The sequence below is a fragment of the Actinoplanes sp. NPDC048967 genome (assembly GCF_040649415.1).
In the GTDB taxonomy this organism is placed as follows: domain Bacteria; phylum Actinomycetota; class Actinomycetes; order Mycobacteriales; family Micromonosporaceae; genus Actinoplanes.
Map to the genome: position 1 here is coordinate 1,178,358 of NZ_JBEZFL010000002.1, position 24,731 is coordinate 1,203,088.

Below are 24,731 nucleotides of genomic sequence, written 5' to 3' on the forward strand. Positions count from 1 at the left end.
ACATGTCTTTGGGAGATGCGCGTCGTCAGGCCCGGCTGCGGGCCATGGCCCACCCGGTCCGGCTGCGGATGCTGTCGTTGCTCACCGGTGCGTCGCTCACCGCCGCCGACGTCGCCCGCGAGCTCGGTCTCACCCACGCCAACGCCAGCTACCACCTGCGCAACCTGCTCAGTGCCGGACTGATCGTGCAGACCGGCGAGGAACGCATCCGCGGCGGCGTCGCCAAGCGCTACCGCTACGACGCCGAGCGCGACCGGGAGCGTGACCGCGAGACGACGGCCGGCCCGCAGCACGCCGACACGCAGCGGGCGCTGTTCGAGGCCGTGGCCCATGAGCTGGTGCGGCGTACCGCCGAGGCCGACTGGTCGGTGGGCGGCTCGATGACCGACGCCGAGCTCTGGGTCGACCCTGAGGTCTTCCGCGAGATCCGCGACCGCATCGCCCAGGCCAGCCGTGACCTGCACGACGCGGCCAAGCCCCCGCGCACTCCGGGCACCATCCGCACCAGCGCGACCATCGCGATGTTCCGCATGGAGGAGCCGTGAACGCTCTCGCCCCGCTGCGCCATGCCCCGTTCCGGTTCCTGCTCGCCGGCCGCACGATCAACTCGATCGGCAACGCGGTCGCGCCGGTCGCCCTGGCCTTCGCCGTCCTCGACCTGACCGGCTCGCCCAGCGACCTCGGTCTGGTCGTCGGCACGCGGGTGTCTGTCAACGTGCTGTTCGTGCTGTTCGGCGGGGCGCTGGCCGACCGGATGCCGAAACATCACCTGATGGTGGGCGCCAGCGTCGCGGCCGCCGTCACCCAGGCGGCGGTGGCCGCGCTGGTGCTCTCCGGCGCGGCGACGATCCCGTGGCTGATCGTCCTGTCCGCGGTCAACGGCATGGTGAGCGCGCTGGCCCTGCCGGCCTCGTCGTCGATCGTGCCGCAGCTCATCCCGGCGGAGATCCGCCAGCAGGCGAACGCGCTGAACCGGCTCTTCTTCAACGGTGCCTCCATCGTCGGCGCGCCGCTGGGCGGGATCCTCGTGGCGGGCGTCGGTCCGGGATGGGGGATCGCGGTGGACGCGGCGGCGTTCGCCGTGTCGGCGATCGCCTTCGCCCTGCTCCGCATCCCGACACCCGCGCAAGTCGCGCCCGCGCAAGTCGCGCCCGGGCAAGCCGTGCCCGCGCAAGCCGTGCCCGCGCCCGCGCAAGCCGCGCCCGCGCAAGCCGCCTCCGCACAGGCCGTGCCCGCGCCCGGGAAAGCCGCGCCTGCGGCGGCCGGCGGTGGTCGGCAGTCGGCCCAGGCGCCGAAGGAGGCCGCAGCACCGGCTCGGAGCAGCCTTGTCGCGGATCTGCGGGGCGGCTGGACCGAGTTCCGCAGCCGCACCTGGCTGTGGGTTGTGGTCGCCGGCTTCGGCGTGATCAATGCCTGCCTCAGCGGCGGCATGTCCGTCCTCGGACCGGTGGTCGCTGACGCCACCGTCGGCCGCCGCGCCTGGGGGTTCGTGCTCGCCGCGCAGACCGTCGGCATGGTGCTCGGCGCCGTCGTCGCCCTGCGCATCAACGTGTCCCGGCTGCTGCTGTTCGGCGTCGTCTGCACCATCTTCGAGGTGCTGCCCATGCTCACCCTCGGCGTCGCTCCGCATCTCGGGCTGCTGCTGGCGGCGGCGTTCCTCGCCGGCCTCGGCATCGAGCAGTTCGCCGTGGCATGGGAGACGACCATGCAGGAGCACGTCCCCGCTGACAAGCTCGCGCGCGTCTACTCGTACGACATGGTCGGGTCCTTTGTCGCGATCCCCGTCGGCCAGGTCCTGGCCGGGCCGATCGCCGGAGCCGTCGGCGTCGAGCCGACGCTGGTCGGCGCGGCCGCCCTGATCGGGCTCGCGGTCGTCGGCATGCTGGCCGGCCGGGACGTGCGTAACCTGCGGCACCACCGGCCGACGAGCCCGGAGCCCGTCGCGGCCGACATGGAAGAATCGGCCCGGTGAGCATTCCGAACGTCCTCGCCAGCCGCTACGCGTCCGCCGACCTCGTCGACCTCTGGTCGCCGGAGGAGAAGATCCGGATGGAGCGCCGGCTGTGGCTCGCGGTCCTGCGGGCCCAGCGCGATCTGGGCGTCGCGCTTCCGTACGGGGTCGTCGAGGCGTACGAGGCAGTGGTCGACGATGTCGATCTCGCGAGCATCGCGGCGCGGGAGCGGGTCACCCGGCACGACGTCAAGGCCCGCATCGAGGAGTTCAGCGCGCTCGCCGGGCACGAGCACATCCACAAGGGCATGACCTCGCGCGACCTCACCGAGAACGTCGAGCAGTTGCAGATCCGGGCCTCGCTGGAGCTGGTGCGCAGCCGGATCGTCACCACGCTGGCCCGGCTGACCGAGCGCGCCCTGGAACACAGCGACCTCGTGCTCACCGGACGGTCGCACAACGTCGCGGCCCAGGCGACCACGCTGGGCAAGCGGTTCGCGAGTGCGGCCGAGGAGCTGCTGATCGCGTACGAGCGCCTGGACGACCTGCTCCGCCGTTATCCCCTGCGCGGCATCAAGGGTCCGGTCGGCACCGCCGCCGACCAGCTCGACCTGCTCGACGGCGACGCGGACAAGCTGGCCGAGCTGGAGCGCAAGGTCGCCGCGCATCTCGGCTTCGAACGGGTGCTGACCAGCGTCGGCCAGGTCTACCCGCGGTCGCTCGACTTCGACGTGGTGTCCGCCCTGGCCCAGGTGGTGGCGGCGCCGTCGTCGCTGGCCACCACGATCCGCCTGATGGTCGGCCAGGAGCTGGTCACCGAGGGTTTCAAGGCCGGCCAGGTCGGCTCGTCGGCGATGCCGCACAAGATGAACACGCGTTCGTCGGAGCGGGTCAACGGCCTCGCGGTGATCGTCCGCGGCTATCTGTCGATGGTCGGGGAGCTGGCCGGCGACCAGTGGAACGAGGGTGACGTCTCCTGCTCGGTCGTGCGCCGGGTGGCCCTGCCGGATGCGTTCTTCGCCACCGACGGCCTGTTCCAGACGTTCCTGACCGTGCTCGACGAGTTCGGTGCGTACCCGGCGGTCATCGCCCGTGAGCTGGACCGCTTCCTGCCTTTCCTCACCACCACCAAGCTGCTGGTCGCTGCCGTGCGCAAGGGCGTCGGCCGGGAGGTGGCGCACGAGGTGATCAAGGAACACGCGGTGGCGGTGGCGCTGGCGATGCGGGAGGGCATCGCGGAGAACGATTTGTTCGACCGGCTGGTGGCCGACGGTCGGCTGCAGCTGTCGCGGGCCGAGATCGACGCCCTGGTGGGGGACCGGGCGGCCTTCGTGGGCGCGGCTCCGGCTCAGGTCCGGGCGGTGGCGGAACGGGTGGCGGCGATAGTCGCCCAGCACCCGGAGGCGGCCAAGTACACGCCTGCGGCCATTCTCTAGAACGTGATGCCGTCAGGGGGCGGCGGAGCTGGTCTCACCGCCCCCCGACGGAATTCTCAGACGCCCGCGACCGAGGTGATCCACGCCCGGTTGTAGGCGACGCTGCCGTAGTACTGCCGGCTCTGGCCGTCCGCTGTCGAGGCGACGCCGACCTGCGCGCCGTTGTAGACCTGCGGGCCGCCGGAGTCGCCGCGCCACGCGTTGCCGTTGATCGCGGTGGAGCCGATCGCCCGGCCGCCGTACGCGTCGGTCTGGTTGGTCGAGGTGACCCGGACCGAGGCGGTCTTCAGCGTCGTCGAGGCGCCGCAGCCGCTGTAGCAGGTCTGGCCCCAGCCGTAGAGCGAGTTGGTCGAGCCCACCGGCGGGTATGCGCTGGACAGCGGCATGTACGTGGTGGAGACCGAACTGCTCAGCCGCATCAGGGCGAGGTCGTTCTGGGTGGTGGTGGAGCTCACCGTACGGGTGACCCCGCCGGACGTGCGGCTGACACTGCCGACGCGCACCGACATCGAGCCGCTGATGCAGTGCCGGGCGGTCAGCACGTAGTTGGCCGAGATGATCGTGCCGGAGCAGGTGAAGCTGCCGTTGCTGAAGACCGCGGCGGCCCAGGGCGCCGACGCGACGGTGCTGCCGCCGATGATGAGGTCCGGTCCGGGCTCCACGGCACTGGCGGCGGCGGGGGAGGCCAGGATGCCGGTCAGGGCGGTGGCCAGAGAGGCGACGACGATGCGGATGCGCACGCCGGGCTCCTTCCGAAGGTCTGTCGATGGGGGGATGCATCGAACTTGATCGACTGAACGCTATGACCTGCGCCACCCGGGGACAAGACTCCAATTGACACCTATCACCGTGTGATGGGGGTGGTCGCGGACGGTGAGCCGGTGACACCGTTGGGTGATCTTGTCGTGGCGGAGATCACGGTCGAGATTCGCTGCTCAGCGGCCCTCGCGTCGGCCTGCCGACACCGGCCGATGGGTCGATCGGGAGTCGTACAAGGTAGGCTTTGGCCGCTCGCCCCTTAGAGGGCCACCCAACTGCGCACCTACACAGTCAGGAGTGCCCGTGGCTCGCGTCGTCGTCGACGTCATGCTCAAGCCGGAGATCCTCGATCCGCAGGGCCAGGCAGTCGCCAACGCGCTGCCACGGCTCGGGGTCAGCTCCATCTCCTCCGTACGCATCGGGCGCCGCATCGAGATTGAGTTCGACGGTGAACCCGATCTCGAGACGGCCCGCGAGATCGCCGACAAGCTGCTCGCCAACCCGGTCATCGAGGACTTCTCGATCCGGGTCGACGAGCCCGCCGGTGACGCCGCTCTCGAGAGCGCGTGACCATGCGGATCGGAGTCGTCACCTTCCCCGGTTCGCTCGACGACGGGGACGCGGCCCGCGCCGCGCGCATCGCCGGCGCCGAGGCCGTCCGTCTCTGGCACGGGGACCCGGACCTGCACGGCGTCGACGCCGTGGTCCTGCCCGGCGGTTTCTCCTACGGCGACGCCCTGCGCTGCGGCGCGATCGCCCGGTTCGCCCCGGTCATGGAGACCATCGCCGACGCCGCCCGCGGCGGCCTGCCGGTGCTCGGCATCTGCAACGGCTTCCAGATCCTCTGCGAGGCCCACCTGCTGCCCGGCGCGCTCACCCGCAACCAGCACCTGCACTTCCGCAACCGCGACCAGCACCTGCGCGTCACCAGCACGTCGACGGCCTGGACCAACGGCTTCACCGAGGGGAGCGAGATCCTGATCCCGGTGAAGAACGGCGAGGGCTGTTACGTCGCGGACGAGCGCACCCTGGACGAGCTCGAGGCCGAGGGCCGGATCGTCGCCCGCTACACGCGCGGCAACCCGAACGGCTCACAGCGCGACATCGCCGCGATCACCAACGCGGCCGGCAACGTGGTCGGCATCATGCCGCACCCGGAACACGCGGTGGAGGCGCTGACCGGTCCGTCGCTCGACGGCCTCGGCTTCTTCACCTCAGCCCTGCGGTACCTGGCCGGGTCGGCCGCGGGCGGGCAGCTCACAGGGGGAGCCCAGCGATGACCACCCAGCACGACACGGCGACCAGCGGCGCGACAGCGCCCCCGGAGGTGCCGCAGCAGCCGGCCAGCGCCAAGCCGAGTGGCTTCGCCGCCACCGACGTGCTGATCAACCAGTTCGACGGGGGACCTGACACCGTCGAGCGGGCGCTCAACACCGGCGACGAGCTCCAGCCGCACACCGAGCTCGGCCTCAAGGACGACGAGTACGACCGGATCCGGCAGATCCTCGGTCGCCGTCCGACCGCGTCCGAGCTGGCGATGTATTCGATCATGTGGAGCGAGCACTGCTCCTACAAGTCGAGCAAGGTGCACCTGCGCCAGTTCGGCGAGAAGGCCCCGAAGAACACCAGGATGCTGGCGGGCATCGGGGAGAACGCGGGCGTCGTGCAGATCTCCGACGAGATCGCCGTCACCTTCAAGGTCGAGTCGCACAACCACCCGAGCTTCGTGGAGCCGTACCAGGGTGCGGCCACCGGCGTCGGCGGCATCGTCCGCGACATCCTCGCCATGGGTGCCCGCCCGATCGCGGTGATGGACCCGCTGCGCTTCGGCGCCGCGGACCACCCGGACACCGCGCGGGTGCTGCCCGGCGTGGTCGCCGGCATCGGCGGCTACGGCAACTGCCTGGGCCTGCCCAACATCGGCGGCGAGATCGTCTTCGACCCCTGCTACCAGGGCAACCCGCTGATCAACGCGCTGAGCATCGGCGTCATGCCGGTCGAGCGCCTGCAGCGCAAGGAGGCGGCCGGCGTCGGCAACGTCGTCGTGCTGCTCGGCGCCCGCACCGGGCGCGACGGCATCGGCGGTGTCTCCGTGCTGGCCTCGGCGACCTTCGACGAGGGGGCCGAGCAGCGCCGCCCGTCGGTGCAGGTCGGCGACCCCTTCATGGAGAAGCTGCTGATCGAGAGCTGCCTCGAGCTGTACGACGCCGGCCTGGTCGTCGGCATCCAGGACCTCGGCGGCGCGGGCCTGACCTGCGCGCTCACCGAGACCGCGGCGGCGGCCGGCACCGGCATGCGGGTCTACCTGGAGCGGGTGCCGCTGCGCGAGGCCTCGATGTCGCCGACCGAGATCCTGGCCAGCGAGTCGCAGGAGCGGATGCTGCTGATCGTCGCGCCGGAGAAGCTCGACGAGGTGCTCAAGGTCGCCGAGAAGTGGGGCGTCTGGGCCACCAACATCGGCGAGGTCACCCCCAGCGATACCGACGGCCAGCCCGGTCGCCTGGTGATCAGCTGGAACGACCACATCGTGGTGGACGTGCCGCCCGGCTCGCTCGCCGACGACGGCCCGGTCTACGCCCGGCCGATCCGCGAGCCCGCCGACCTGATCCTGTTGCAGGCCGACCGGGCCGAGACGCTGCCGCGTCCGTCCACCCCGGACGAGCTGCGCGAGACGCTGCTGCGCATGATCGCGTCGCCGAACCTGTGCGACAAGAGCTGGGTCACCGAGCAGTACGACCGGTACGTGCTCGGCAACACTGTGCTCGCCCAGCCCGAGGACGCCGGGGTGCTGCGCATCGACGAGCGCACCGGGCTCGGTGTGGCGCTGTCGGTCGACGGCAACGGCCGTTACACCCGGCTCGACCCGTACGAGGGTGCGCGGCTCGCGCTGGCTGAGGCGTATCGCAATGTCGCCGTCACCGGCGCCGAGCCGATCGCCGTCACCGACTGCCTGAACTTCGGTTCCCCCGAGGACCCGGCCGTCATGTGGCAGTTCGCCGAGGCCGTCCGGGGCCTGGCGGACGGCTGCCAGCAGCTCGGCATCCCGGTCACCGGCGGCAACGTCAGCTTCTACAACCAGACCGGTGCCGCCGCGATCCACCCGACCCCGGTGGTCGGCGTGCTCGGCATCCTCAACGACGTCGCCCGCCGCACGCCGATGGGCTTCCCGCCGCCGCCGACCGCGGAGGGCGACCTGCTCTTCCTGCTCGGCGACACCGAGTGCGAGCTGTCCGGCTCCGAGTGGGCGTGGGTCACCCACGGCCACCTGGGCGGCCGCCCGCCGAAGGTGGACCTGGCGCACGAGCAGGCGCTGGGCCGGCTGATGGCGCAGGCCTCGGAACGCGAGCACATCGTCGCGGCGCACGACCTCTCCGACGGCGGTCTGGCCCAGGTGCTGGTCGAGTCCTGCCTGCGGCGCAACGTCGGCGCGCGGATCAAGCTGCCGGAGCACGACACCTCCGTCACACCGTTCGTCTGGCTGTTCAGCGAGTCGGCCGGACGGGCGCTGGTCGCGGTGCCGCGCGGTCACGACAAGGCCTTCGTGGCGCTGGCCGCGGAGCACAACGTGTCCTGCGTCCAGATCGGCGTCACCGCGGAGGAGCCGGTCCTCGACCTCCAGGACCAGTTCAGCGTCAAGCTCGACGAGCTGCGGGCGGCCTTCACCGCCACGATGCGCAACCTGTTCGGCGGACCGGCCGAGGGCGTCACCCGGCAGATCGCCGCCGTGGTGGAAGCCGCCGAGCTCTCCGCGAAAGAGCAGGTCGAGCCGGCCGGGGACGACCAGGGTGCGGGACCGTCGGTCACGCTGGAGATCAGCGAGCCGGCCCACCCCGCCTCCGGCCCGGCCGACGAGGTCGCGGACCTGCCGAGCCGTTCCGACACGGACGCCGCGGCGGCGGCACCGGGCGGTCCGATCGACGCTGAGCCGGCTGCGGCCGAGCCGTCGAAGCAGGACGACAAGCCGGAGTCCAAGGCCTGACAACGCGCGGCAACCGCCGCACCGAGCAAAGATCAGCGCGCCACGGCTGGGCACCCGCCCGGACGTGGCGCGCTGTCGTGACCGGCTCTATATCCTGCTGCGGTGCTGCTACCCCTGCCGGCCGGTGATTTCCGGGCCTACCTGTTCGACTGCGACGGGACCATCGCGGACTCCATGCCCGTGCACTACCTCGCCTGGCAACAGGCGCTCAAGGAGTGGGGCGCGGTGCTGCCCGAGGACCTCTTCTACGCCTGGGGCGGGCGACCCGTCGCCGAGATCATCGCCGACCTCAACGAGCAGCAGGGGCTGAGCATGCCGGTAGAGGTCGTCGCCGCCCGCCGGGAGGTCCTCTTCCAGGAGCTGCTGCCGACCGTCAGCGCCGTTCCCGGGGTCCTGGAGCACATCGACGAGGCGCACCGGCGGATCCCGTTCGCGGTGGTGTCCGGCAGCACCCGCGAGTCCGTCACCGCCTCGCTGAGCGCGCTGGGCCTGCTGGAGAAGTTCGACGTGCTGGTCTGCGCCGGTGACTACCCGCGGGCCAAGCCGGACCCGGGGGCGTTCCTGCTGGCCGCCGAGTTGGTACGGGTGCCGCCCGGCGACTGCCTCGTCTTCGAGGACACCGACCTCGGCATCCAGGCGGCCACGGCGGCGGGCATGGCGGCCGTCCGGGTGCCGCCGCCCTGGGAACGCTGAGCGTCAGGCCAGGACGGCCGGCCGCAGCACGTCCTCGCACCACTGCCGGAAGGCGGTCGGCGTGGTGGCCTGCGGCGTACGGGGCTCGGCGTTGTCCAGGCCGGCGTCCTTGGCCTGCCACATCTCCAGCGTGGCCTGCGCCATCGGCTCGGACATCCCGCGTCCGAGCAGGCCGGCCCGCAGGTCCTCGCCGGGGATCCGCTGGAACCGGATCGGGCGGGCCAGCACCTCGGACATGACTGCGGCCATGTCCTCGTACGACAGGTCCTCGGGGCCGAGCACCGGCACGCTGCCCGGGCCGCTCCACGAGTCGTCGAGCAGCAGGTCGGTGGCCACCGCGGCGATGTCCCGGGTGGCGCAGGACGGGAACTTGCGGTCGCCGGCGATCGGTGCGACGAACACGCCGTGGTTCCTGAGGGCGTCGACCTGCCGCAGGATGTTGTCCATGAACGAGGGCATCGTCAGCGCGCGGTAGCTCACACCCGTACCGGCGATCAGGTCGTCCATCGCCAGCGACGCGGTGACCAGCCCGGCCTGCCCGGCCACCGCTGTGCCGCGGCCGAGGGCCGAGACGCCGACCACGCGGTTGACGCCCTGGCTGGTGAAGGCCGCGCCCGCGGGCCGGGTGAAGTCCACATAGGCGGCGGTCACGCTGCCGGCCCGAGGGTCCGGCGGGACCAGCCAGAAGACTGCGTCGGCGCCGGCGAAGGCCTTGGCGACGACGTCGGCGTCCGCGTGCGATCCGGGTACGACGTCCAGGCGGTCCCGGCTCTCCGGGGTCAACCGGGACGGGTCCCGGGCGATGACGCGGACCGGGGCGCCCCGGTCGAGCAGGTTCCGCACGACCTGGCGGCCGATGTGGCCCGTAGGTGCTGTCACAACGATCATGAATCCAGTGAACGGTGATCGTCCGCGCAGCTGAAGGACCGATCCGGTCGCCATTGATACTCTGCTGGTATGAATAAGCTGCGGAGATGAATGACCTGGAGGTGCGGCAACTCCGGTACTTCGTGGCGGTGGCCGAGGAGTTGCACTTCGGGCGGGCAGCTGAGCGGCTGGGCATGGCCCAACCGCCACTGTCCCGCGCCATCCGCGAGCTGGAACGCCAGCTCGACGTGCGGCTGCTGGAGCGGACGACGCGGCAGGTGGCCCTGACCGCGGCCGGGGAGGTGCTGCTCCGCGATGCCCGTATGGCGCTCGACGCGGTGACCGCGGCCGGCCGCCGAGCCCGGCACGCCGGCCGGGTGGCGCCGGGGCTGCGGCTGGCGTTCAAGGCCGACTACGACTCCGGTCTGCTGCCGCAGATCCTCGCGGCCTATCAGCGGGAGGCGGCCGCGCTCCCGGTGGAGCTCGTGCTGGGCGGTCCCTGGGAGCAGGCCCCAGCCGTACGCGACGGGCGGGCCGATGTGGCGCTGCTGCTCGCGCCGTACCTGGACCCGGACCTCGACGTCGAGCCACTGCTGACCGAGCCGCGCCTCGTCGCCCTGGCCGCCACCGATCCGCTGGCCGACCGGCCGTCGTTGACCCTGGCCGATCTCGCCGGCCGGAAACTCCCGGACGGGTCACCGGCCGACCGCGGCGGCTTCACCAGACCGCCGGTCGAGGCCAGCGGGGCGGGGCTGGACCTCGCGCAGATCTTCAACCTGGTCGAGCTGGGCAGCATCGTGTGGTTCCCGCCGCGCTCGGTCGCCCGGCGCCATCCGCGACCGGGCCTGGTCTATCGCAGCGTCGACGACTTGCTGCCGGTCACGCTGGCTGTCGCGTGGTTACCGGAGTCCCATTCGCCGGCCGTGGCGGCCTTCGTCCGCGCCGCCGTCGAGGTCGCGGCCACCGTCACGTAAAGGCAGAAGGCCGGCCCGTCGGAACGGGCCGGCCTTCTCACTGCTTTGCTGTGGTGCGTCAGTCCTCGGGCCACTCGTTCGGCCGGCGCTGCGCGGGACGGCCACCGTCCCGCGGCGGCCCGCCGTGCCGGCCACCCTGCTCCGGACCGTAGTAACCGGTCTGGTCGGCAGCCCCACCGGCGTAACCGCCCTGATCGCCGTAGCCACCCTGCGGCGGCTGCTGGCCCCGGCCCGGGGCCGGCTGCTCGTAGCCTTCCGGCCGGCCGTACGTCGCCCGCGGGTCGTAGCCCGGGTCGCCGCCGTAGCCGCCGCCACCACCGGCCGGAGCTCCGTAGGCGCCACCGGGCGCACCGCCGTACGTGCCACCGCCCTGGGCGCCGCCATAGGTGCCACCACCAGCGGGCGGACCGTACGCGTTGCCGCTGTCGATCCCACCGGCCGCGCCACCCCAGCCGCCGTAGCCGGCCTGGTCAGCCGGCTCAGCAGCAGCGCCGTAGGAGCCACCCTGGTAGCCGTTGCCGCCCTGGTAGGGCGCCGCTTGACCCGGGTCGGCGTACTCGTCGCCGCCCTGCGGGTAGCCGGCGTTCTGGCCGTAGCCCGGCTCCGCGCCGCCGTAACCGCCCTGGTCGGCGTAGCCGGCCTCCGCCGGGTAGCCGCCTGCCGGTTCCGGCCTGTACATACCGGTCGGCTCGTCGTAGCGCTGGGCGGGCGGCTCGTAGCCACCCTGGGCGCCGTAGCCGGCCTCGTCATAGCCGGCCTGGTCGGCGTAGCCCGCGGGCTGACCCGGGCCGTAGCCGTTGCCGGCGTACCCGTGGTCGTCCTGGTCGGCGTAGCCACCCGGCTGCGCCGGAGCCGGGGCGCCGCCGTACTGGTTGGCGGCGCCGTACCCCGGAGCAGCTTGCGCGGCACCGTAAGCGCCGGCGGCACCGGCCGCACCGGCTGCACCCGCGGCACCGGCCGTGCCCCAGCCGCCGGGTGCGTTGTATCCGCCGCCCTGAGGCATCGGCGCACCGTACGGGTCCGGGAACTCGTCGACCGGCGGAGCCGCCTGGTGGATCATCGTCGGGGCGTCGGCCATGGACGGTGCGCCCGAGCGGGGCGCGATCATCGTGGCGTCGCTGGCCCGGCCACCCACCGGAGCGGCGAGACGGGTCTCGTCGGCGCCGCCGTACCGTCCGGCCGGGGCCGCGGCCGGGACCGCACCGCCGGCTCCCGCGCCGTCCAGCTCGTCGGGGTCCTCGTTGGACTTGCGGCGCATCAGCACCAGCACGATCGCGCCGATGCCGGCCGCCACCAGCAGGCCGCCGAGGATGATGAACAGCAGCGACCCGGAACCCTCGTCGGATCCGGACTTGGGCGCGGCGTCGAGAACCCCCGCGGACTCGTCGGTCGCCGGCTCGGACGCCTCGTCGGTGGCCTCGTCGGTCGGATCCGCGGTGGCGCTGGGCGACGGGGACGGGCTCGACGGCGTCGGCGCGGTCTTCGACTTGAGCGTCAGCGGCACGGTGATCGACTTGCCGGCTGCGCCCTGGGCGTTCTTCGAGGTGAGCTCGTAGCCGTCCTTGGTCGCGCCGACCGCCATGGCTCCCACCGAGATGGGCTTGCTGTCCGATGACGTGAACGAGTAGCCGCCGTCACCGTTGGTATTGGTCTGGTACTGGTGCCCCTGGCTGTCGCGCAGGCCGACCAGCGCGCCGGAGACGGCCTTGCCGTCCTGGTCCTTGACCCGGCCGCTGACCTGACGCACCGTCTGCGGCTTGTCGGGGCCGCGCACGGTGACCTCTCTGCTGTCACTGTCGCTGGCACCGCCGACGGTCGCCGTGACGGTGACCGTGATCTTCTTGGTCTCACCCGGGGCGACGTTGCCGGCGATCAGCTTGGTCGAGAAGGTTCTCGGCGCGCCGACCGTCACCTCCTCCTCGAAGGTGCAACCCGGGTCGCATCGCAAGCCGTCGCCGCTGACCTGCACGCTGACGTTGGTGTCGCCGGGTTTGTTCTCGATCCGGTAACCGATGGTGGTCGTGCCACCGGACGTGATGTCCGCAGGCCGCAGACTCACGACGGATACCGTCGGGTCGTCGGCCTGGGCGGCTGAAGGTGCGGCGACGAGAACGCCACCGACCAGCGCCAGGAACGCACCGGCCTGGAGAGCCCTGGCTCGTAGGTGCGTTGTCACGTCCACCGCCTTCCGGGTCGCACGGGCCTCGGGCTGCCTTCGAAATGCCCTATGGATCCCGCGACGAGTACACACCGTCGGCCACTATGCCCTGTCGTAGGTCCTCCGCGCGACCCAGGGCCGCCGGGTTCTCGTTCAATCCGGGGTCGTATTGTCCCGACGTGTCTCCTGCGCACAATAAATCCGAGTCCGTCGGCGCCGCGCTGGACGCGCTGGACCGAGGCGCCGAACCGGAGCGAGCGGTGCTGCGTGACGCCGTGCGCGCGCTCCTGAGCGAGCTGGCGCGGACCGCGCCGGGCCGATCGGTGGAGGTCCGTATTCCACCTTTCGGTGCGATTCAGTGTGTCGCCGGGCCGCGGCACACCCGCGGCACACCGCCCAATGTGGTGGAGACCGATCCGATGACCTGGCTGCTGGTCGCCACCGGACGGCTGACCTGGGTCGATGCGGTGGCCTCGGGACGGGTACGGGCCAGCGGGATACGCACAGATCTCACTCCGTACCTCCCTGTGCACCCGAGTTGAGTGGTCTCCGTCTCGCGTACACTGGGCCGTCGGAACAGACCAGCAAGTCCAGCAGATCAGCATGAGGGAGCAAGCGCGTGCCCCGAGGCGACGGCCGGTTGACCGACGATCTCGACCCCCAGGACCGCGGACCCCAGGATGCCTGCGGCGTCTTCGGTGTCTGGGCCCCGGAGGAAGAGGTCGCGAAACTCACCTATTTCGGGCTCTTCGCACTGCAGCACCGAGGGCAGGAAGCCGCGGGCATCGCCGTCAGTGACGGCTCGGGCGTGGTGGTCTACAAGGACCTCGGTCTGGTCTCGCAGGTCTTCGACGAGCCCACCCTGGCGAGCCTGCGCGGGCACCTGGCCATCGGCCACACCCGCTACTCGACCACCGGCGGCTCGAACTGGGAGAACGCCCAGCCGACGATCCGGGCCACCACCGCGGGCACGACGATCGCGCTGGCCCACAACGGCAACCTGGTCAACACCTCCGAGCTCGCCCGGGAGGTCGCCGAGCGCGGTCTCGAGGCCGACATGGGCACCTCCGACACCGCGCTCGTGACCACCCTGCTGGCCAGCCGCCCGGACCTGTCGGTCGAGGCCGCGGCGCTCGAGGTGCTCCCGCGGCTGCGGGGCGCGTTCAGCTTCGTTTTCATGGACGAGAGCACCCTGTACGCCGCCCGCGACGCCCAGGGCGTACGCCCGCTGGTGCTCGGCCGGATGGAACGCGGCTGGGCCGTGGCCAGCGAGACCGCCGCCCTCGACATCGTCGGGGCCAGCTTCGTCCGCGAGGTGGAGCCCGGCGAGATCATCGCGATCGACGAGCACGGCCTGCGCTCCACCCGGTTCGCCGCGCCGGAGCCGAAGGGCTGCCTCTTCGAGTACGTCTACCTTGCCCGCCCGGACACCACGATCGCCGGCCGCAACATCTACTCGGCGCGCGTCGAGGTGGGCCGCAAGCTCGCCAAGGAGCACCCGGTCGAGGCCGACCTGGTCATCGGCGTCCCGGAGTCCGGCATCCCGGCCGCGATCGGCTACGCCGAGGCCTCCGGCATCCCGTACAGCGCCGGCTTCATGAAGAACGCCTACGTCGGCCGCACCTTCATCCAGCCCTCGCAGACCATCCGCCAGCTCGGTATCCGGCTCAAGCTCAACCCGCTGCGCGAGGTCGTGCGGGGCAAGCGGATCGTGGTGATCGACGACTCGATCGTGCGGGGCAACACCCAGCGGGCCCAGATCCGGATGCTGCGCGAGGCCGGCGCCCTCGAGGTGCACGTCCGCATCTCCTCGCCGCCGGTGAAGTGGCCGTGTTTCTACGGGATCGACTTCGCCACCCGGGCCGAGCTGATCGCCAACGGCCTGGAGATCGACGGCATCCGCCGCTCGATCGGCGCCGACTCGCTCGGCTACGTTTCGCTGGACGGCCTGGTCCAGGCGACCGAGCAGCCGAAGACACGCCTGTGCATGGCCTGTTTCGATGGTCAGTACCCGATCGAGCTGCCGGCCGGCCACCTGATCGGCAAGCACGTGCTCGAGGGTGTGGGCAAGCGGGCGGCGCTGCCCGCCACCTCCGTCCAGGCCACCAACGCTGCGGTTGCCGGCCTGGAGCGGGAGTATGAGGACGAGCAGTACGCCGAGGGCGAGCGGGAATCCGCGGAACCCCTGGTGGGGAGCCCGGGCGGCGTCGACGCCCTGCGTCGCCCGTAACCGCAGGACCGCTGGAACCTCAGCATCACCACAACAGTCGTAGTCAGCGGCACCGTCAGCTGCAACCGCGCGGAGAGCCGCGCACTAAGGGGAGAACCGTGACGCACGTGTCCGAGCGCAACAGTGCCGGCTCCAACGGCGCTGAAGGCGCCGACCACCAGCCGTGGTCGGCGGGTGCCGGCCGGCCCGGCCGCAAGCGCACGGTGACGTATGCGGACGCCGGCGTCTCGATCCACGCCGGCGAGCGCGCGGTGGAGCTGCTGAAGTCGAAGGTCAAGAAGACCACCCGCCCCGAGGTCATGGGTGACCTGGGCGGCTTCGCGGGCCTGTTCAAGCTCAACACCCAGAAGTACAAGAGCCCGATCCTGGCCTCGTCCACGGACGGCGTCGGCACCAAGCTGGTCATCGCCCAGCAGCTCGACATTCACGACACGATCGGCATCGACCTGGTCGCCATGGTCGTCGACGACCTGGTCGCCTGCGGCGCCGAGCCGCTGTTCCTGCTCGACTACATCGCCTGCGGCGAGGTCGTGCCGGACAAGGTGGCCGAGATCGGCGCGGGCATCGCGGACGGCTGCCGGTACGCCGGTTGCGCCCTGCTGGGTGGCGAGACCGCCGAGCACCCGGGCGTGCTGCGCCCGGACGAGTACGACGTCTCGGCGACCGGCGTCGGCGTGGTCGAGGAGAGCGAGATCCTCGGCGCGCACCGGGTCGAGATCGGTGACGCGGTCATCGCGATGCGCTCGTCGGGCCTGCACTCCAACGGCTACTCGCTGGTGCGGCACGTGCTGCTGGGCGCCGGCCGGATGCGGCTGGACACGGTGGTGGAGGACTTCGGCAAGCAGCGCACCCTCGGCGAGGAGCTGCTGACCCCGACCAAGATCTACGCCAAGGACTGCCTGGGCCTGATCGAGGAGACCGACGTCCGCGCGTTCTCCCACGTCACCGGCGGTGGCATCCCGGGCAACCTGGTCCGGGTGCTGCCCGAGCACGTCGACGCGGTCGTGGACCGTTCGTCGTGGCGCCCGCAGTCGATCTTCGACCTGATCCAGGCCAAGGGCCGGATCGAGGACGTCGAGATGGAGGCCACGTTCAACATGGGCGTGGGCATGTTCGCGGTCGTCTCGGCCGACGACGCCGACCGGGCGATGGCCTACCTGACCGGTCGCGGTGTCGAGGCGTGGCAGGTCGGCGAGATCATCGAGGGCACCGGCCAGGTGCAGATGATGGGCCAGTACACCCGCGGCTGAGCCCGCCCGGGCCCGGCCCGTCCGCGGTGGAGGCAATCTGCCGCGAGTGGGGTATGGCCCGCCCTTGGTATGAAATGATCCGCGTGTGTCGATACGTCGGCACCGCGGATCTTTTTTCGGCCGGGAAGGTGGACGACGCCGCATAGCCTGACGAGGGACGGGGGTGGATGCGCCGGTGGCACAGCTGTGGAGCGGGATGCGGGGCATCTCGACGGTTCCCACCTACGTCGTCATGCAGCCCACCACGCTCTGCAACCTCGACTGTTCCTACTGCTACCTCCCGTTCCGCAAGATCGACCGGAAGATGTCCGTCGAGGTCGCGCAGGCGGTCGCCGGGTCGGTGAATCCCTGGTCGCGGACCGGCCGCTTCTCGGTCGTCTGGCACGGCGGCGAGCCACTCGCGGCCGGGCGGGAGCACTTCGCCGCGCTGCTGGAGCCGTTCGCGGCGGACGTCGAGCATCACGTGCAGACCAACGCGACGCTGATCGACGATGCCTGGTGCGAGTTCTTCGTCGAGCACGGCATCCGGGTCAGCGTGAGCGTGGACGGGCCCGAGGCCCGCAACGGTGACCGGGTCACCCGGGGCGACAAGCCCGCCTACGACCGGATCATGCGCGGGATCGACGCGCTGCGCCGGCACGGCATCGCGTTCTCCGCGCTCTGCGTCGTGGCCCGTCCCGAGCCGGGCCTGGCCACGGAGCTGTACGAATACTTCCTCGACCTGGGCTGCGACGTGCTCGGCATCAACATCGAGGAGCTCGAGGGCGTCAACCTGCGGGACAACCGGCATCCCGAGGCGGATGTCACGGCCTTCTGGGCCGAGCTGGTCGGGGCCTGGCGCCGCGATCCCCGCATCCACCTGCGCGAGATCGAGTGGTCTCTGCGGTACGCGGCCGCGGTCCTGGACGGCACGGCCGACACCGTGCTGCCGCGCCGGCTCGACCCGATCCCCACGGTGGCCGAGGACGGCTCGGTCGTGCTGCTCTCCCCGGAGCTGGCCGGCTTCTCCGATCCCCGGTACGGCGACTTCTCCAGCGGTAACGTGCTGACGACCCCGCTGGCCGAGATCCTGGAACGGGCCACCGAGACGCCCTGGATCCGTGAGTTCCTCGACGGTGTGGAGGGCTGCCGGGCCCAGTGCCCCTACTTCGGCTTCTGTGGCGGCGCGCATGCGGCGAACCGTTACTTCGAGTACGGCAGGTTCGACGTCACGGCGACGGAGCACTGCCGGAACAGCAAGATTCGCCTACTGGAGGGAGTGCTGGACCATGCCCGAGATCACGAGCCCACGGCCGTCTGACCGCGTGGAGACGGATCCCGTGACGGCACGGGTGCAGGAGACCCGGTCCGGGCTGGCCGCCCTCATCGAGGAGGCGGCGGAGGCGCGGGAACGGCGCTCGGAGAGCACGACGAAGGAGGGCTCGGCGGTGTGCGCCTGGAACCACTTCGAGAACATCCCGACGTTCTACAACTGGAACAACCGCCCCCGTTGAGAGGCGGCTCTGAAGCCCACGCGGTGTTCAGCCCGCGTGGGCATCATTGCCGTCGGAATGACTACGGAACGACCACGACACACGGAAGCACGCGGTAAGCCGCGTGCTCTGTGCAATCCTCGATCGGGTCAGCGCCTTGTCGGCGACCAGGGATCCTGGTCGTCGTCCGCGTCGTCCTCGTCATCGTCGTCGACGAACTGATCGTCGTCGTCGACAAACTGATGGTCGGACTTACCACCGGCACCCGCCAGTTCGCGCTGCAAGGCGGTGAGGTCGGTGTTCGGGGAGTGGTACTTCAACTCCCGGGCCACCTTCGTCTGCTTGGCCTTAGCACGGCCGCGCCCCATGGCTCGACCCCCTCGCACAGAATTCGGGGCAGCCCGAAGGCGGGCCCCGATGACGTCAGGCATCTCTCGTGGGTCTTACGGTACATGGGCGATGCCCGCTTCGGCACCTCGGGTTGCGTGTACCACCATCGCGCGTCGTCCCTTGTCATCGACCCGACGCGCGATGGCCTACAAAACGCTCAACTCAGGTAGATACTGCGCAAACGGCCCACCTCGGCCATCCGGCGCTCGGCGAGCCGGTCGGCGGCGACCGCCGGCGGCACCCCCTCGGCGTCGGCCAGGCGCAGGATCTGCCCCGTGGTCTCGAAGATCCGGGTCGCCCGCAGCTTGGCCCGCTCGAAGTTGAAGCCCTCGATCTCGTCGGCCACCTGGATCACGCCACCGGCGTTGACCACGTAGTCCGGCGTGTAGAGGATGCCCCGCTCCTCGAGCAGCTTCTCGATGCCCGGGTGCGCCAGCTGGTTGTTGGCGCCCCCGGTGACGACCTTGGCCCGCAGGGCGGTGACGGTGTCGTCGTCCAGCGCGCCACCGAGCGCGCAGGGGGCGTACACGTCGATGTCGGCGGTGATCAGGGCCTGCGTGTCGGCCACCAGGTCGATCTGCGGGTACGTGGTCCGGGCCCACTCCCGCGCGGCCTCGCTGACGTCCGTCGCGACGACCGCCGCGCCGTCCTCGATCAGGTGACCCGCCAGATACTTGCCGACCTTGCCCAGCCCGGCGATGCCCACCCGGCGCCCGGCCAGGGTGGGGCTGCCCCAGGTGTGCTCGGCCGCGGCCCGCATGCCCTGGAAGACACCCCAGGCGGTCAGGATGGAGGAGTCGCCGGCGCCACCGTGCTCGACGCTGCGGCCGGTCACATAGCGCGTCTCGCGGGCGATGACGTCCATGTCGGGGACGTAGGTGCCGACGTCACAGGCGGTGTAGTAGCGGCCGTGCAGCGATTCGACGAACCGCCCGTACGCGCGCAGCAGCCCTTCGCTCTTGATCTTGTTGGGATCGCCCCAGATCACGGCCTTGCCGCCGCCGAGGTCCAGCCCGGCCAGCGCGTTCTTGTAAGCCATCCCGCGGGAGAGGTTCAGCGCGTCGGTGATCGCCGCTTCCTCGTTCTCGTACGGGTAGAACCGGGTGCCACCCAGCGCGGGCCCGAGGGCCGTCGAGTAGATACCGATGATCGCCTTGAGGCCGGTCTGCCGGTCCTGGCAGAAGACGACCTGTTCGTGTCCGGCGGCGTCGCTGCCTTCGGTGTCGAACACACTCATCTGCGATTTCTCCTGGTCGTGACGGGGCCCTCGTGAGGCCTGCGGGCCGGCGGGGTGGGCCGGATACGACGAGCCTAGACCGACCGCAGCGTCCTTCCGAGCGGACAATGACACTCCCGTGGACCCCGTTCGCCCGGTGTCACGCAGGCGGACGACCAGGCCCCGCCGCCAATGTGGAGCCGGCGTCCGCGGCGGTGGTGCGGGTTCGGCAGCGCGGGAGACGGCGATTGCCGCCGATATCGTGAAAGGATCGGCGGCGTGCCGTCACTGTTCGCGTCGTACCTGCGGATCTACGAACCGCTGACCGCCTTCGACCGGGACCGTCAGATCTTCTGGCGCCGGTATGCGCGGGAGGGCCGGGCGCTCGGCCCCGTCGAGGGTCCCGTCCGGCAGCGCACCGCCGTCCTGGAGGCGCTGGGTGCGGGCTGGACCCGGCTGCCCGACCTGCCCGACGAGGCGTACGTGCTGGAGTGGGGCGAGACGCTGCTGGTCTGCCCGTGGAATCTGCGCCTGCGCGTCGCCGAGGCCGCGTTGAACGCGCGTGACGGTGTGCCCAGCGTGCTGGCGGACGCCTTCGTGCCGCCGGTGCTGGCCGGGCAGGCCAAGGCGATCGTGGAGGACTGGCGCAGCGGGGCCAAGGTGCTCGAGCGCGGGGTGCCCCGGGTGCACGAGCAGATCGCGACGTGGGGCGTACCGCTGCGCTGGTTCGTCTTCGTCGACCTGGACGAGCGTGAGATCAGCCTGGCCGACGGACGGCGCACGCTGCGCTACCGCACGGAGATCTCCAAGGCCCGCCGGCGCGCGCACCGGGCTGTCTCGGTGCTGCGCAAGTCGCTGGGCGATGCCCCGATCACCGAGGCGGTGGAGGAGGGCACCCGATGGCTGGAGGAGTTCCATCCCCGCTCGATCGTCGAGCTGGACTACGGCGGCCTGACCGGTCTGCTGGGCGCGGACGCCCTGGCCGAGGACGACTCTCCGGGCCTGGTGGCGGCCGGTGTCTCGGCGCTGTCCCGGGGTGACGCGGACGCCGCGACGGACGCCTACGAGAAGCTCGTGGCCCGGTGGCGCGCGGTGCAGCTGCTCGAACGCTGCAACTGATCGACGTTTATGACCGTCTGACCAGGGAATATGGGACGAACGGGCACGGAACACCGGGTTGGGAAGCGCTCTCTAGGCGAACACTCTTCGTGATCGCCGTCCCGCGAAGCGTGATAATCGGTCCAAACAAGACACTTTCTGGCGTAGAAAACAGGTAAAAATCGGGCATGCTTCAACCGTCTATCTAGGGACGTTCGGCCGTTCGGCCCATGTCGGACATCGGGGACTAGCCGGACCATGAGAGACGCACCGGCCGGCGGGACCCCGGCCGATGTCTTTAGGTACCTGTGGAGGAGTGACCGATGGCATCGCGTACGCATGATCCTGAGCCGCTACTCACGCCGGCCGAGGTGGCGTCGATGTTCCGTGTCGACCCGAAAACCGTCACCCGGTGGGCCAAGGCGGGCAAGCTCAGCGCAATTCGCACCCTGGGCGGGCACCGTCGCTACCGTGAGTCGGAGGTTCGCGCCCTGCTGCAGGGGCAGATCCCCACGCAGCGTCAGGGCGACTGAAACCGCAGTCGACCGAGAGATCGATAAAGGGGCGAATGCCAGGTCGGCAGTCGCCCCTTCTTCGTCTCAGGAGACGAGGACGGCCAGCGTGCCGTCCGCGCCCCGGCGCAGCTTGCTGCCCAGCAGCGTGAGCCGGCCCATCAGGCCGTACTTGCGCTTGAGCCCCTCGGCAACCCGGCGCAGGTCGGCCGCGTCGCCGATGCGCGCCTGGGCCTCGATCGCCCCACCCCGCACGTTGCCGCGCACATCGCACGCGGCCACGGTCACCCGGCCGCTGTTGCGGATCCGCTTGACCTTGCCCGTGCCGGCCGGCGTCCAGAACGCCAGCCCGGAGCCGTCGGGCACCACCCACAGCGGGGTCGGCACAGCCCGGCCGTCCCGGCGGAACGTCGTCAGAAGGACGTACTTCTCCGCGCCGAGTTGCTCCAGCGTCGCCATGGACCAAGAGTAGTGGCAATGGATCAACCTGCGATCGGCGACGTGTTCGGCGAGATGATTCGGGACGCCTACGCGGTGCACACCGGGATCGGGCCCCGGCCACTGGCCGGCGGGCGGGTGCCGCGGCCGGTCATCGAGATCATCGAACGCGACGACGGGCTGGTCAACGGCGCGCCCGCCGACCATTACCTGGCCGCACCGGGCGACTGGCAACCCCACGACCACCGCGCACTGCGGCTCGCGCGGGGCGCGGTGCTGGACATCGGGGCCGGGGCCGGGCGTACGGCGCTGGAGTTGCAGCACCGCGGCATGGCGGTCACCGGGTTGGACACCTCCGCGGGAGCGATCGAGGTGGCCCGCAAGCGGGGGCTGCGGGACACCGTGCTCAACACCGTCGACGCGTACGCCCGCTCGGCGGCCCGTTACGACACGTTCCTGCTGCTCGGCAACAACCTGGGTCTGATCGAGGGGCCGGAGCGGGCCCCTGGCTTCCTCGCCGCGCTGGCCGAGCTGGCCCGCCCGGGAGCCCGGATCATCGCGCAGGGCACCGACCCGTACGGCACCACGGATCCCGTGCACGTCGCGTACCACCAGCGCAACCGGGAGCGGGGACGGCTCGGCGGCCAGCTGCGCCTGCGGCTGCGGTACCGCCTGCTGGCCACGGAGTGGTTCGACTACCTCAATTGCTCGGTCGAGGAGCTTGACGGGCTGCTGACCGGCAGCCGGTGGCGGCTCAAATCCGTCGACACCGAGGACCGGCCTTACTACCTTGCGGTCATGGAGCTACGACCGTGAGCACGGTGCTGACCAGGGAGCAGGTGCGGCTCAGCAAACGGCTGTCGCTCGTGCTGCGGCACCGGCCCGAGACGGCCGGCCTGACCCTGGACGCGAACGGCTGGGTGCCGGTCGCCGACCTGCTCGCCGCGCTGCGGATCTCCCGGGCCGAGCTCGACGTCGTGGTGGAGCACAACGACAAGTCCCGCTTCGCGGTGCGGACGGGCGCCGACGGTGTCGAGCGCATCCGGGCCAACCAGGGGCACTCCCGGCGGGTGCAGGTTGATCTCGATCTGCCGCCGGCCCAGCCGCCCGCCGTCCTCTTCCACGGCACTCCCCGGGCGAACCTCGGCGCGATCCGGCGGGAGGGCCTGCGCCCGCGCGGCCGTCAGCACGTGCACCTGTCACCGGACGTGGCGAGTGCCCTGGCGGTCGGTCAGCGCCGTACCGCAGACGTGGTCGTTCTTGCGGTGGAGGCGGGTGCCATGGCCGCGGCCGGGCACGTGTTCCACCGCAGCCAGAACGGGGTGTGGCTGACCGCCGCGGTGCCGCCCGGGAGCCTTCGCGAACATTCGGAGTAAACAGACAAAACACGCTCCTCCGGGAGACGGTGCGGGAGGCCGGTTAGCGTATTGAGATGGGGTGGGTTACTCGGCGTCAGCTGATGAACCTCCTCGGTGCGCTCAGCCTCGTCCTGGCCCTCGCCGGGCTCGGGGTCGGCCTGCCCGCCCTGGACCGGGCGCTGCCCGCCGACCGCCCGGTGCCGACCGACCGCCCGTACGCCATCGGCGGGGGTGTCACGGTCGTCCCGCCGCCCGGATCGCGGATCGACGTCACCGAGACCCGGCCCACCGACGACGCCGGCACGGCCCTGTTCCGGCTCGGCCCGGTGCGCTACCTGATCACGGTCCGCCGCTTCGAGGGTGACCTGGCGGCCGCCGCCAACGGGTTGCGCCGGCGGATCACCGGCAACCCGGGCTATCAGGTCACCGGCACCGAGCTGACCGTCGCCACCGGCTCGGGCCTGGCCGGATTGCAGGGCGGCTACACCGCTCCGGGCCGAGGCGGCCGGTACGCCGTCTTCGTCGCGGACGGGCGCACCATCGAGGTCACCGTCAGCGGCGCCGACCTGGACCTGGGCCGCACCCTGCCGGCGATCGACGCCAGCACCCGGACGTTGCGCTACGACCCGGCGGACACCGGATGACGGCGGAGTCCCGTTTGCGCAGCGACCGCACCGCGCCCGTGCAGCCCGGCGCCCACTACGGCCCCGGGCTGATCCGGCTGCCCGCCTTCTGGATCGTGCTCACGCTGGTGGTCGCCGGGGGCGTGCGGATGACGCTGATCGCGGGACGCTTCGTGGGCACGTACCCGCTGGCCACGTTGACCGCGATCGGGTTGTTCGCGCTGCTCGCCGTACCGTTCTGGTTCATCGTCAGTGAGCTGGATTTCCTCGAGCGGGAGCCGCCCGCCCTGCTCGCGCTGGCCTTCGCCTGGGGTGGCCTGGTGGCCACGACCGTGTCGATCCCCGGCAGCGCGGCCCTCGACGACCTCATCGCCAAGCTGGGCTCGCCGCACCTGGCCGCCGACTGGGGCGCCGCGCTGGCCGGCCCGACGGTCGAGGAGATCGCCAAGACGCTCGGCGTCGTGGCGATCGTGCTGGTGGCCCGCGCGCAGGTCAACAGCGTGCTCGACGGCGTGGTCTACGGCGCGATGGTGGGGCTGGGCTTTCAGATCATCGAGGACATCGTGTACGCGCTCGGCGCCGTCGCATTGGCCGGGCGCGGCGACCACGTCGAGCCGGTGATCACCACGTTCCTGCTGCGCGGTTTTCTCTCCGGGGTGTGGAGTCACACGCTGTTCGGCGCACTGGCCGGGGCCGGCATCGGCTATCTGGTCGTGCGCGCGGACCGGCCCTGGCGGATCCGGATCGGCGTCGCCATGCTGGCCCTCCTCGGCGCGTGGGCCTCACACTTCCTGTGGAACTCGCCGCTGCTGCGCGACGGTCTCGGCAACGGCGCCCTGGCCCTGCTCGTGGTGCTGGTCTGCAAGGGGCTGCCGCCGTTGCTGCTGGTCCTGCTGCTGGTGCGCGCCGCCCACGACCGCGAGGCCGACTACTACGCCGTGCAGCTCGACAAGCTCGACGACCACGAGCTGATCACCCCGGGCGAGCGGGAGGCCCTCAAATCTTCCTCGCGGCGGGCCACCGCCCGCTGGCACGCGCGGACCCGGGCGGGCCTGCGAGCCCGGGCAGCGGTACGGCGGTTGCAACGCGCGCAGGCCCGGCTGGCCGTCGAGCTGAGCCGCGGCACCATCGACCTGAGCCGGTGGCAGCACGAGGTGCGCCGGCAGCGCCGCACCCTCACCGCCCTCGGGCACCCCGAGGCGATCGCGCCCGAGGGCAAGGGGCCGTGGCGGCGTACCGCCTCGGCGGTCTTCACCACGGCCCTCGCCGTCGCCGTGATCTGGGCCGCCATCAGCACACTCGGCGGCGGCTGACGGCCCAGGGCGTC

The 24,731-nt window shown here is 71.4% G+C and carries 25 protein-coding genes; 19 read left to right on the plus strand and 6 right to left on the minus strand.

Going from position 1 to position 24,731, the window contains the following annotated elements:
- Positions 1-2 precede the first annotated feature (2 nt).
- From AB0C12_RS12250 to purB, 3 genes are read left to right on the plus strand one after another with little or no spacing between them, the layout of a single operon-like run.
- The gene (locus tag AB0C12_RS12250) at positions 3-545 is read left to right on the plus strand and encodes a helix-turn-helix domain-containing protein (RefSeq protein WP_360546932.1); all 543 of its coding nucleotides are present in this window, start codon (positions 3-5) and stop codon (positions 543-545) included.
- A complete protein-coding gene (locus tag AB0C12_RS12255; protein ID WP_360546934.1) occupies positions 542-1,972 on the plus strand; it encodes an MFS transporter in 1,431 nt (476 codons plus the stop codon). Before AB0C12_RS12250 ends, AB0C12_RS12255 begins: the two co-directional genes overlap by 4 nt.
- On the plus strand, positions 1,969-3,387 hold the full coding sequence (purB, locus tag AB0C12_RS12260; RefSeq protein ID WP_360546936.1) for an adenylosuccinate lyase: 1,419 nt from the start codon (positions 1,969-1,971) through the stop codon (positions 3,385-3,387). Before AB0C12_RS12255 ends, purB begins: the two co-directional genes overlap by 4 nt.
- Before the next feature lie 56 nt (positions 3,388-3,443).
- Here the strand turns inward: purB and AB0C12_RS12265 are convergent, their stop codons facing one another.
- Positions 3,444-4,127, minus strand: coding sequence for a trypsin-like serine protease (locus tag AB0C12_RS12265; RefSeq protein ID WP_360546938.1), 684 nt, complete (start codon positions 4,125-4,127; stop codon positions 3,444-3,446).
- Between the two features lie 322 nt (positions 4,128-4,449).
- Here AB0C12_RS12265 and purS point away from each other — a divergent pair, with 322 nt between their 5' ends.
- The 4 genes from purS (at position 4,450) to AB0C12_RS12285 (ending at position 8,818) form a co-directional block, all read left to right on the plus strand.
- Positions 4,450-4,716, plus strand: coding sequence for a phosphoribosylformylglycinamidine synthase subunit PurS (purS, locus tag AB0C12_RS12270; RefSeq protein WP_360546940.1), 267 nt, complete (start codon positions 4,450-4,452; stop codon positions 4,714-4,716).
- Positions 4,713-5,426: a phosphoribosylformylglycinamidine synthase subunit PurQ gene (purQ, locus tag AB0C12_RS12275; RefSeq protein WP_360546942.1), complete on the plus strand. Its 714-nt coding sequence runs from the start codon at positions 4,713-4,715 to the stop codon at positions 5,424-5,426. The genes purS and purQ overlap by 4 nt, the downstream gene beginning before the upstream one ends.
- Positions 5,423-8,125, plus strand: a complete 2,703-nt coding sequence (gene purL, locus AB0C12_RS12280) for a phosphoribosylformylglycinamidine synthase subunit PurL (protein WP_360546944.1) — start codon at positions 5,423-5,425, stop codon at positions 8,123-8,125. The genes purQ and purL overlap by 4 nt, the downstream gene beginning before the upstream one ends.
- Positions 8,126-8,227: 102 nt before the next feature.
- Positions 8,228-8,818 carry an HAD family phosphatase gene (locus tag AB0C12_RS12285; RefSeq protein ID WP_360546946.1) on the plus strand — a complete coding sequence of 197 codons (591 nt, stop codon included), beginning with the start codon at positions 8,228-8,230 and terminating at the stop codon, positions 8,816-8,818.
- 3 nt (positions 8,819-8,821) lie between these two features.
- Here the strand turns inward: AB0C12_RS12285 and AB0C12_RS12290 are convergent, their stop codons facing one another.
- Positions 8,822-9,706 carry an NAD(P)H-binding protein gene (locus AB0C12_RS12290; RefSeq protein WP_360546948.1) on the minus strand — a complete coding sequence of 295 codons (885 nt, stop codon included), beginning with the start codon at positions 9,704-9,706 and terminating at the stop codon, positions 8,822-8,824.
- A gap of 86 nt (positions 9,707-9,792) precedes the next feature.
- Between AB0C12_RS12290 and AB0C12_RS12295 the strand changes: the two genes are divergently transcribed.
- Positions 9,793-10,659, plus strand: a complete 867-nt coding sequence (locus tag AB0C12_RS12295; protein ID WP_360546950.1) for a LysR family transcriptional regulator — start codon at positions 9,793-9,795, stop codon at positions 10,657-10,659.
- Positions 10,660-10,717: 58 nt separating this feature from the next.
- On the opposite strand, the gene AB0C12_RS12300 is transcribed toward AB0C12_RS12295, so the two are convergent.
- Positions 10,718-12,835 (minus strand): carboxypeptidase regulatory-like domain-containing protein, encoded by a 2,118-nt coding sequence (locus AB0C12_RS12300; protein WP_360546952.1) that lies wholly within the window; start codon positions 12,833-12,835, stop codon positions 10,718-10,720.
- A gap of 161 nt (positions 12,836-12,996) precedes the next feature.
- Here AB0C12_RS12300 and AB0C12_RS12305 point away from each other — a divergent pair, with 161 nt between their 5' ends.
- The 5 genes from AB0C12_RS12305 (at position 12,997) to amcA (ending at position 17,790) form a co-directional block, all read left to right on the plus strand.
- Positions 12,997-13,359 carry a sterol carrier family protein gene (locus AB0C12_RS12305; protein ID WP_360546954.1) on the plus strand — a complete coding sequence of 121 codons (363 nt, stop codon included), beginning with the start codon at positions 12,997-12,999 and terminating at the stop codon, positions 13,357-13,359.
- Positions 13,360-13,436: 77 nt separating this feature from the next.
- Positions 13,437-15,047, plus strand: coding sequence for an amidophosphoribosyltransferase (gene purF / locus AB0C12_RS12310; protein ID WP_360546956.1), 1,611 nt, complete (start codon positions 13,437-13,439; stop codon positions 15,045-15,047).
- A gap of 98 nt (positions 15,048-15,145) precedes the next feature.
- Positions 15,146-16,297 (plus strand): phosphoribosylformylglycinamidine cyclo-ligase, encoded by a 1,152-nt coding sequence (gene purM / locus AB0C12_RS12315; protein WP_360546958.1) that lies wholly within the window; start codon positions 15,146-15,148, stop codon positions 16,295-16,297.
- A 196-nt stretch (positions 16,298-16,493) separates the two neighbouring features.
- Positions 16,494-17,597 carry a cyclophane-forming radical SAM peptide maturase AmcB gene (amcB, locus tag AB0C12_RS12320; RefSeq protein ID WP_360547142.1) on the plus strand — a complete coding sequence of 368 codons (1,104 nt, stop codon included), beginning with the start codon at positions 16,494-16,496 and terminating at the stop codon, positions 17,595-17,597.
- Positions 17,566-17,790, plus strand: a complete 225-nt coding sequence (gene amcA, locus AB0C12_RS12325; RefSeq protein ID WP_360546961.1) for a multiple cyclophane-containing RiPP AmcA — start codon at positions 17,566-17,568, stop codon at positions 17,788-17,790. Before amcB ends, amcA begins: the two co-directional genes overlap by 32 nt.
- 128 nt (positions 17,791-17,918) lie before the next feature.
- Here amcA and AB0C12_RS12330 read toward each other — a convergent pair whose 3' ends face one another.
- Positions 17,919-18,137 (minus strand): DUF3073 domain-containing protein, encoded by a 219-nt coding sequence (locus AB0C12_RS12330; protein ID WP_203775615.1) that lies wholly within the window; start codon positions 18,135-18,137, stop codon positions 17,919-17,921.
- Between the two features lie 179 nt (positions 18,138-18,316).
- Positions 18,317-19,396: a Glu/Leu/Phe/Val dehydrogenase dimerization domain-containing protein gene (locus AB0C12_RS12335; RefSeq protein WP_360546963.1), complete on the minus strand. Its 1,080-nt coding sequence runs from the start codon at positions 19,394-19,396 to the stop codon at positions 18,317-18,319.
- A 258-nt stretch (positions 19,397-19,654) separates the two neighbouring features.
- On the opposite strand from AB0C12_RS12335, the gene AB0C12_RS12340 reads away from it, so the two are divergent.
- Both AB0C12_RS12340 and AB0C12_RS12345 read left to right on the plus strand, forming a co-directional pair.
- A complete protein-coding gene (locus AB0C12_RS12340) occupies positions 19,655-20,494 on the plus strand; it encodes a hypothetical protein (RefSeq protein WP_360546965.1) in 840 nt (279 codons plus the stop codon).
- Positions 20,495-20,796: 302 nt separating this feature from the next.
- Positions 20,797-21,006, plus strand: a complete 210-nt coding sequence (locus AB0C12_RS12345; RefSeq protein ID WP_014687221.1) for a BldC family transcriptional regulator — start codon at positions 20,797-20,799, stop codon at positions 21,004-21,006.
- Positions 21,007-21,072: 66 nt separating this feature from the next.
- Here AB0C12_RS12345 and AB0C12_RS12350 read toward each other — a convergent pair whose 3' ends face one another.
- On the minus strand, positions 21,073-21,444 hold the full coding sequence (locus AB0C12_RS12350; protein WP_360546967.1) for a PPOX class F420-dependent oxidoreductase: 372 nt from the start codon (positions 21,442-21,444) through the stop codon (positions 21,073-21,075).
- A gap of 18 nt (positions 21,445-21,462) precedes the next feature.
- Between AB0C12_RS12350 and AB0C12_RS12355 the strand changes: the two genes are divergently transcribed.
- From AB0C12_RS12355 to AB0C12_RS12370, 4 genes are read left to right on the plus strand one after another with little or no spacing between them, the layout of a single operon-like run.
- Complete coding sequence (locus AB0C12_RS12355; protein WP_360546970.1) at positions 21,463-22,239, plus strand: methyltransferase domain-containing protein; 777 nt, start codon at positions 21,463-21,465, stop codon at positions 22,237-22,239.
- Positions 22,240-22,244: 5 nt separating this feature from the next.
- A complete protein-coding gene (locus tag AB0C12_RS12360; protein ID WP_360547144.1) occupies positions 22,245-22,799 on the plus strand; it encodes an RNA 2'-phosphotransferase in 555 nt (184 codons plus the stop codon).
- A 56-nt stretch (positions 22,800-22,855) separates the two neighbouring features.
- Positions 22,856-23,425, plus strand: a complete 570-nt coding sequence (locus AB0C12_RS12365) for a hypothetical protein (protein WP_360546972.1) — start codon at positions 22,856-22,858, stop codon at positions 23,423-23,425.
- Entirely contained in the window at positions 23,422-24,717 is a 1,296-nt protein-coding gene (locus AB0C12_RS12370) for a PrsW family intramembrane metalloprotease (protein ID WP_360546974.1), read from the plus strand. Before AB0C12_RS12365 ends, AB0C12_RS12370 begins: the two co-directional genes overlap by 4 nt.
- The last annotated feature ends 14 nt before the right edge of the window (positions 24,718-24,731 follow it).

Bases quoted from the DNA above. Each gene is read 5' to 3' on its own strand.
- AB0C12_RS12250 (WP_360546932.1), top strand. From the start codon at position 3: ATGTCTTTGGGAGATGCGCGTCGTCAGGCCCGGCTGCGGGCCATGGCC.
- purL (WP_360546944.1), top strand. From the start codon at position 5,423: ATGACCACCCAGCACGACACGGCGACCAGCGGCGCGACAGCGCCCCCG.
- AB0C12_RS12290 (WP_360546948.1), bottom strand. From the start codon at position 9,706: ATGATCGTTGTGACAGCACCTACGGGCCACATCGGCCGCCAGGTCGTG.
- AB0C12_RS12295 (WP_360546950.1), top strand. From the start codon at position 9,793: ATGAATGACCTGGAGGTGCGGCAACTCCGGTACTTCGTGGCGGTGGCC.
- amcB (WP_360547142.1), top strand. From the start codon at position 16,494: ATGCGGGGCATCTCGACGGTTCCCACCTACGTCGTCATGCAGCCCACC.
- amcA (WP_360546961.1), top strand. From the start codon at position 17,566: ATGCCCGAGATCACGAGCCCACGGCCGTCTGACCGCGTGGAGACGGAT.
- AB0C12_RS12330 (WP_203775615.1), bottom strand. From the start codon at position 18,137: ATGGGGCGCGGCCGTGCTAAGGCCAAGCAGACGAAGGTGGCCCGGGAG.
- AB0C12_RS12335 (WP_360546963.1), bottom strand. From the start codon at position 19,396: ATGAGTGTGTTCGACACCGAAGGCAGCGACGCCGCCGGACACGAACAG.
- AB0C12_RS12345 (WP_014687221.1), top strand. From the start codon at position 20,797: ATGGCATCGCGTACGCATGATCCTGAGCCGCTACTCACGCCGGCCGAG.
- AB0C12_RS12350 (WP_360546967.1), bottom strand. From the start codon at position 21,444: ATGGCGACGCTGGAGCAACTCGGCGCGGAGAAGTACGTCCTTCTGACG.
- AB0C12_RS12355 (WP_360546970.1), top strand. From the start codon at position 21,463: ATGGATCAACCTGCGATCGGCGACGTGTTCGGCGAGATGATTCGGGAC.
- AB0C12_RS12365 (WP_360546972.1), top strand. From the start codon at position 22,856: ATGGGGTGGGTTACTCGGCGTCAGCTGATGAACCTCCTCGGTGCGCTC.
- AB0C12_RS12370 (WP_360546974.1), top strand. From the start codon at position 23,422: ATGACGGCGGAGTCCCGTTTGCGCAGCGACCGCACCGCGCCCGTGCAG.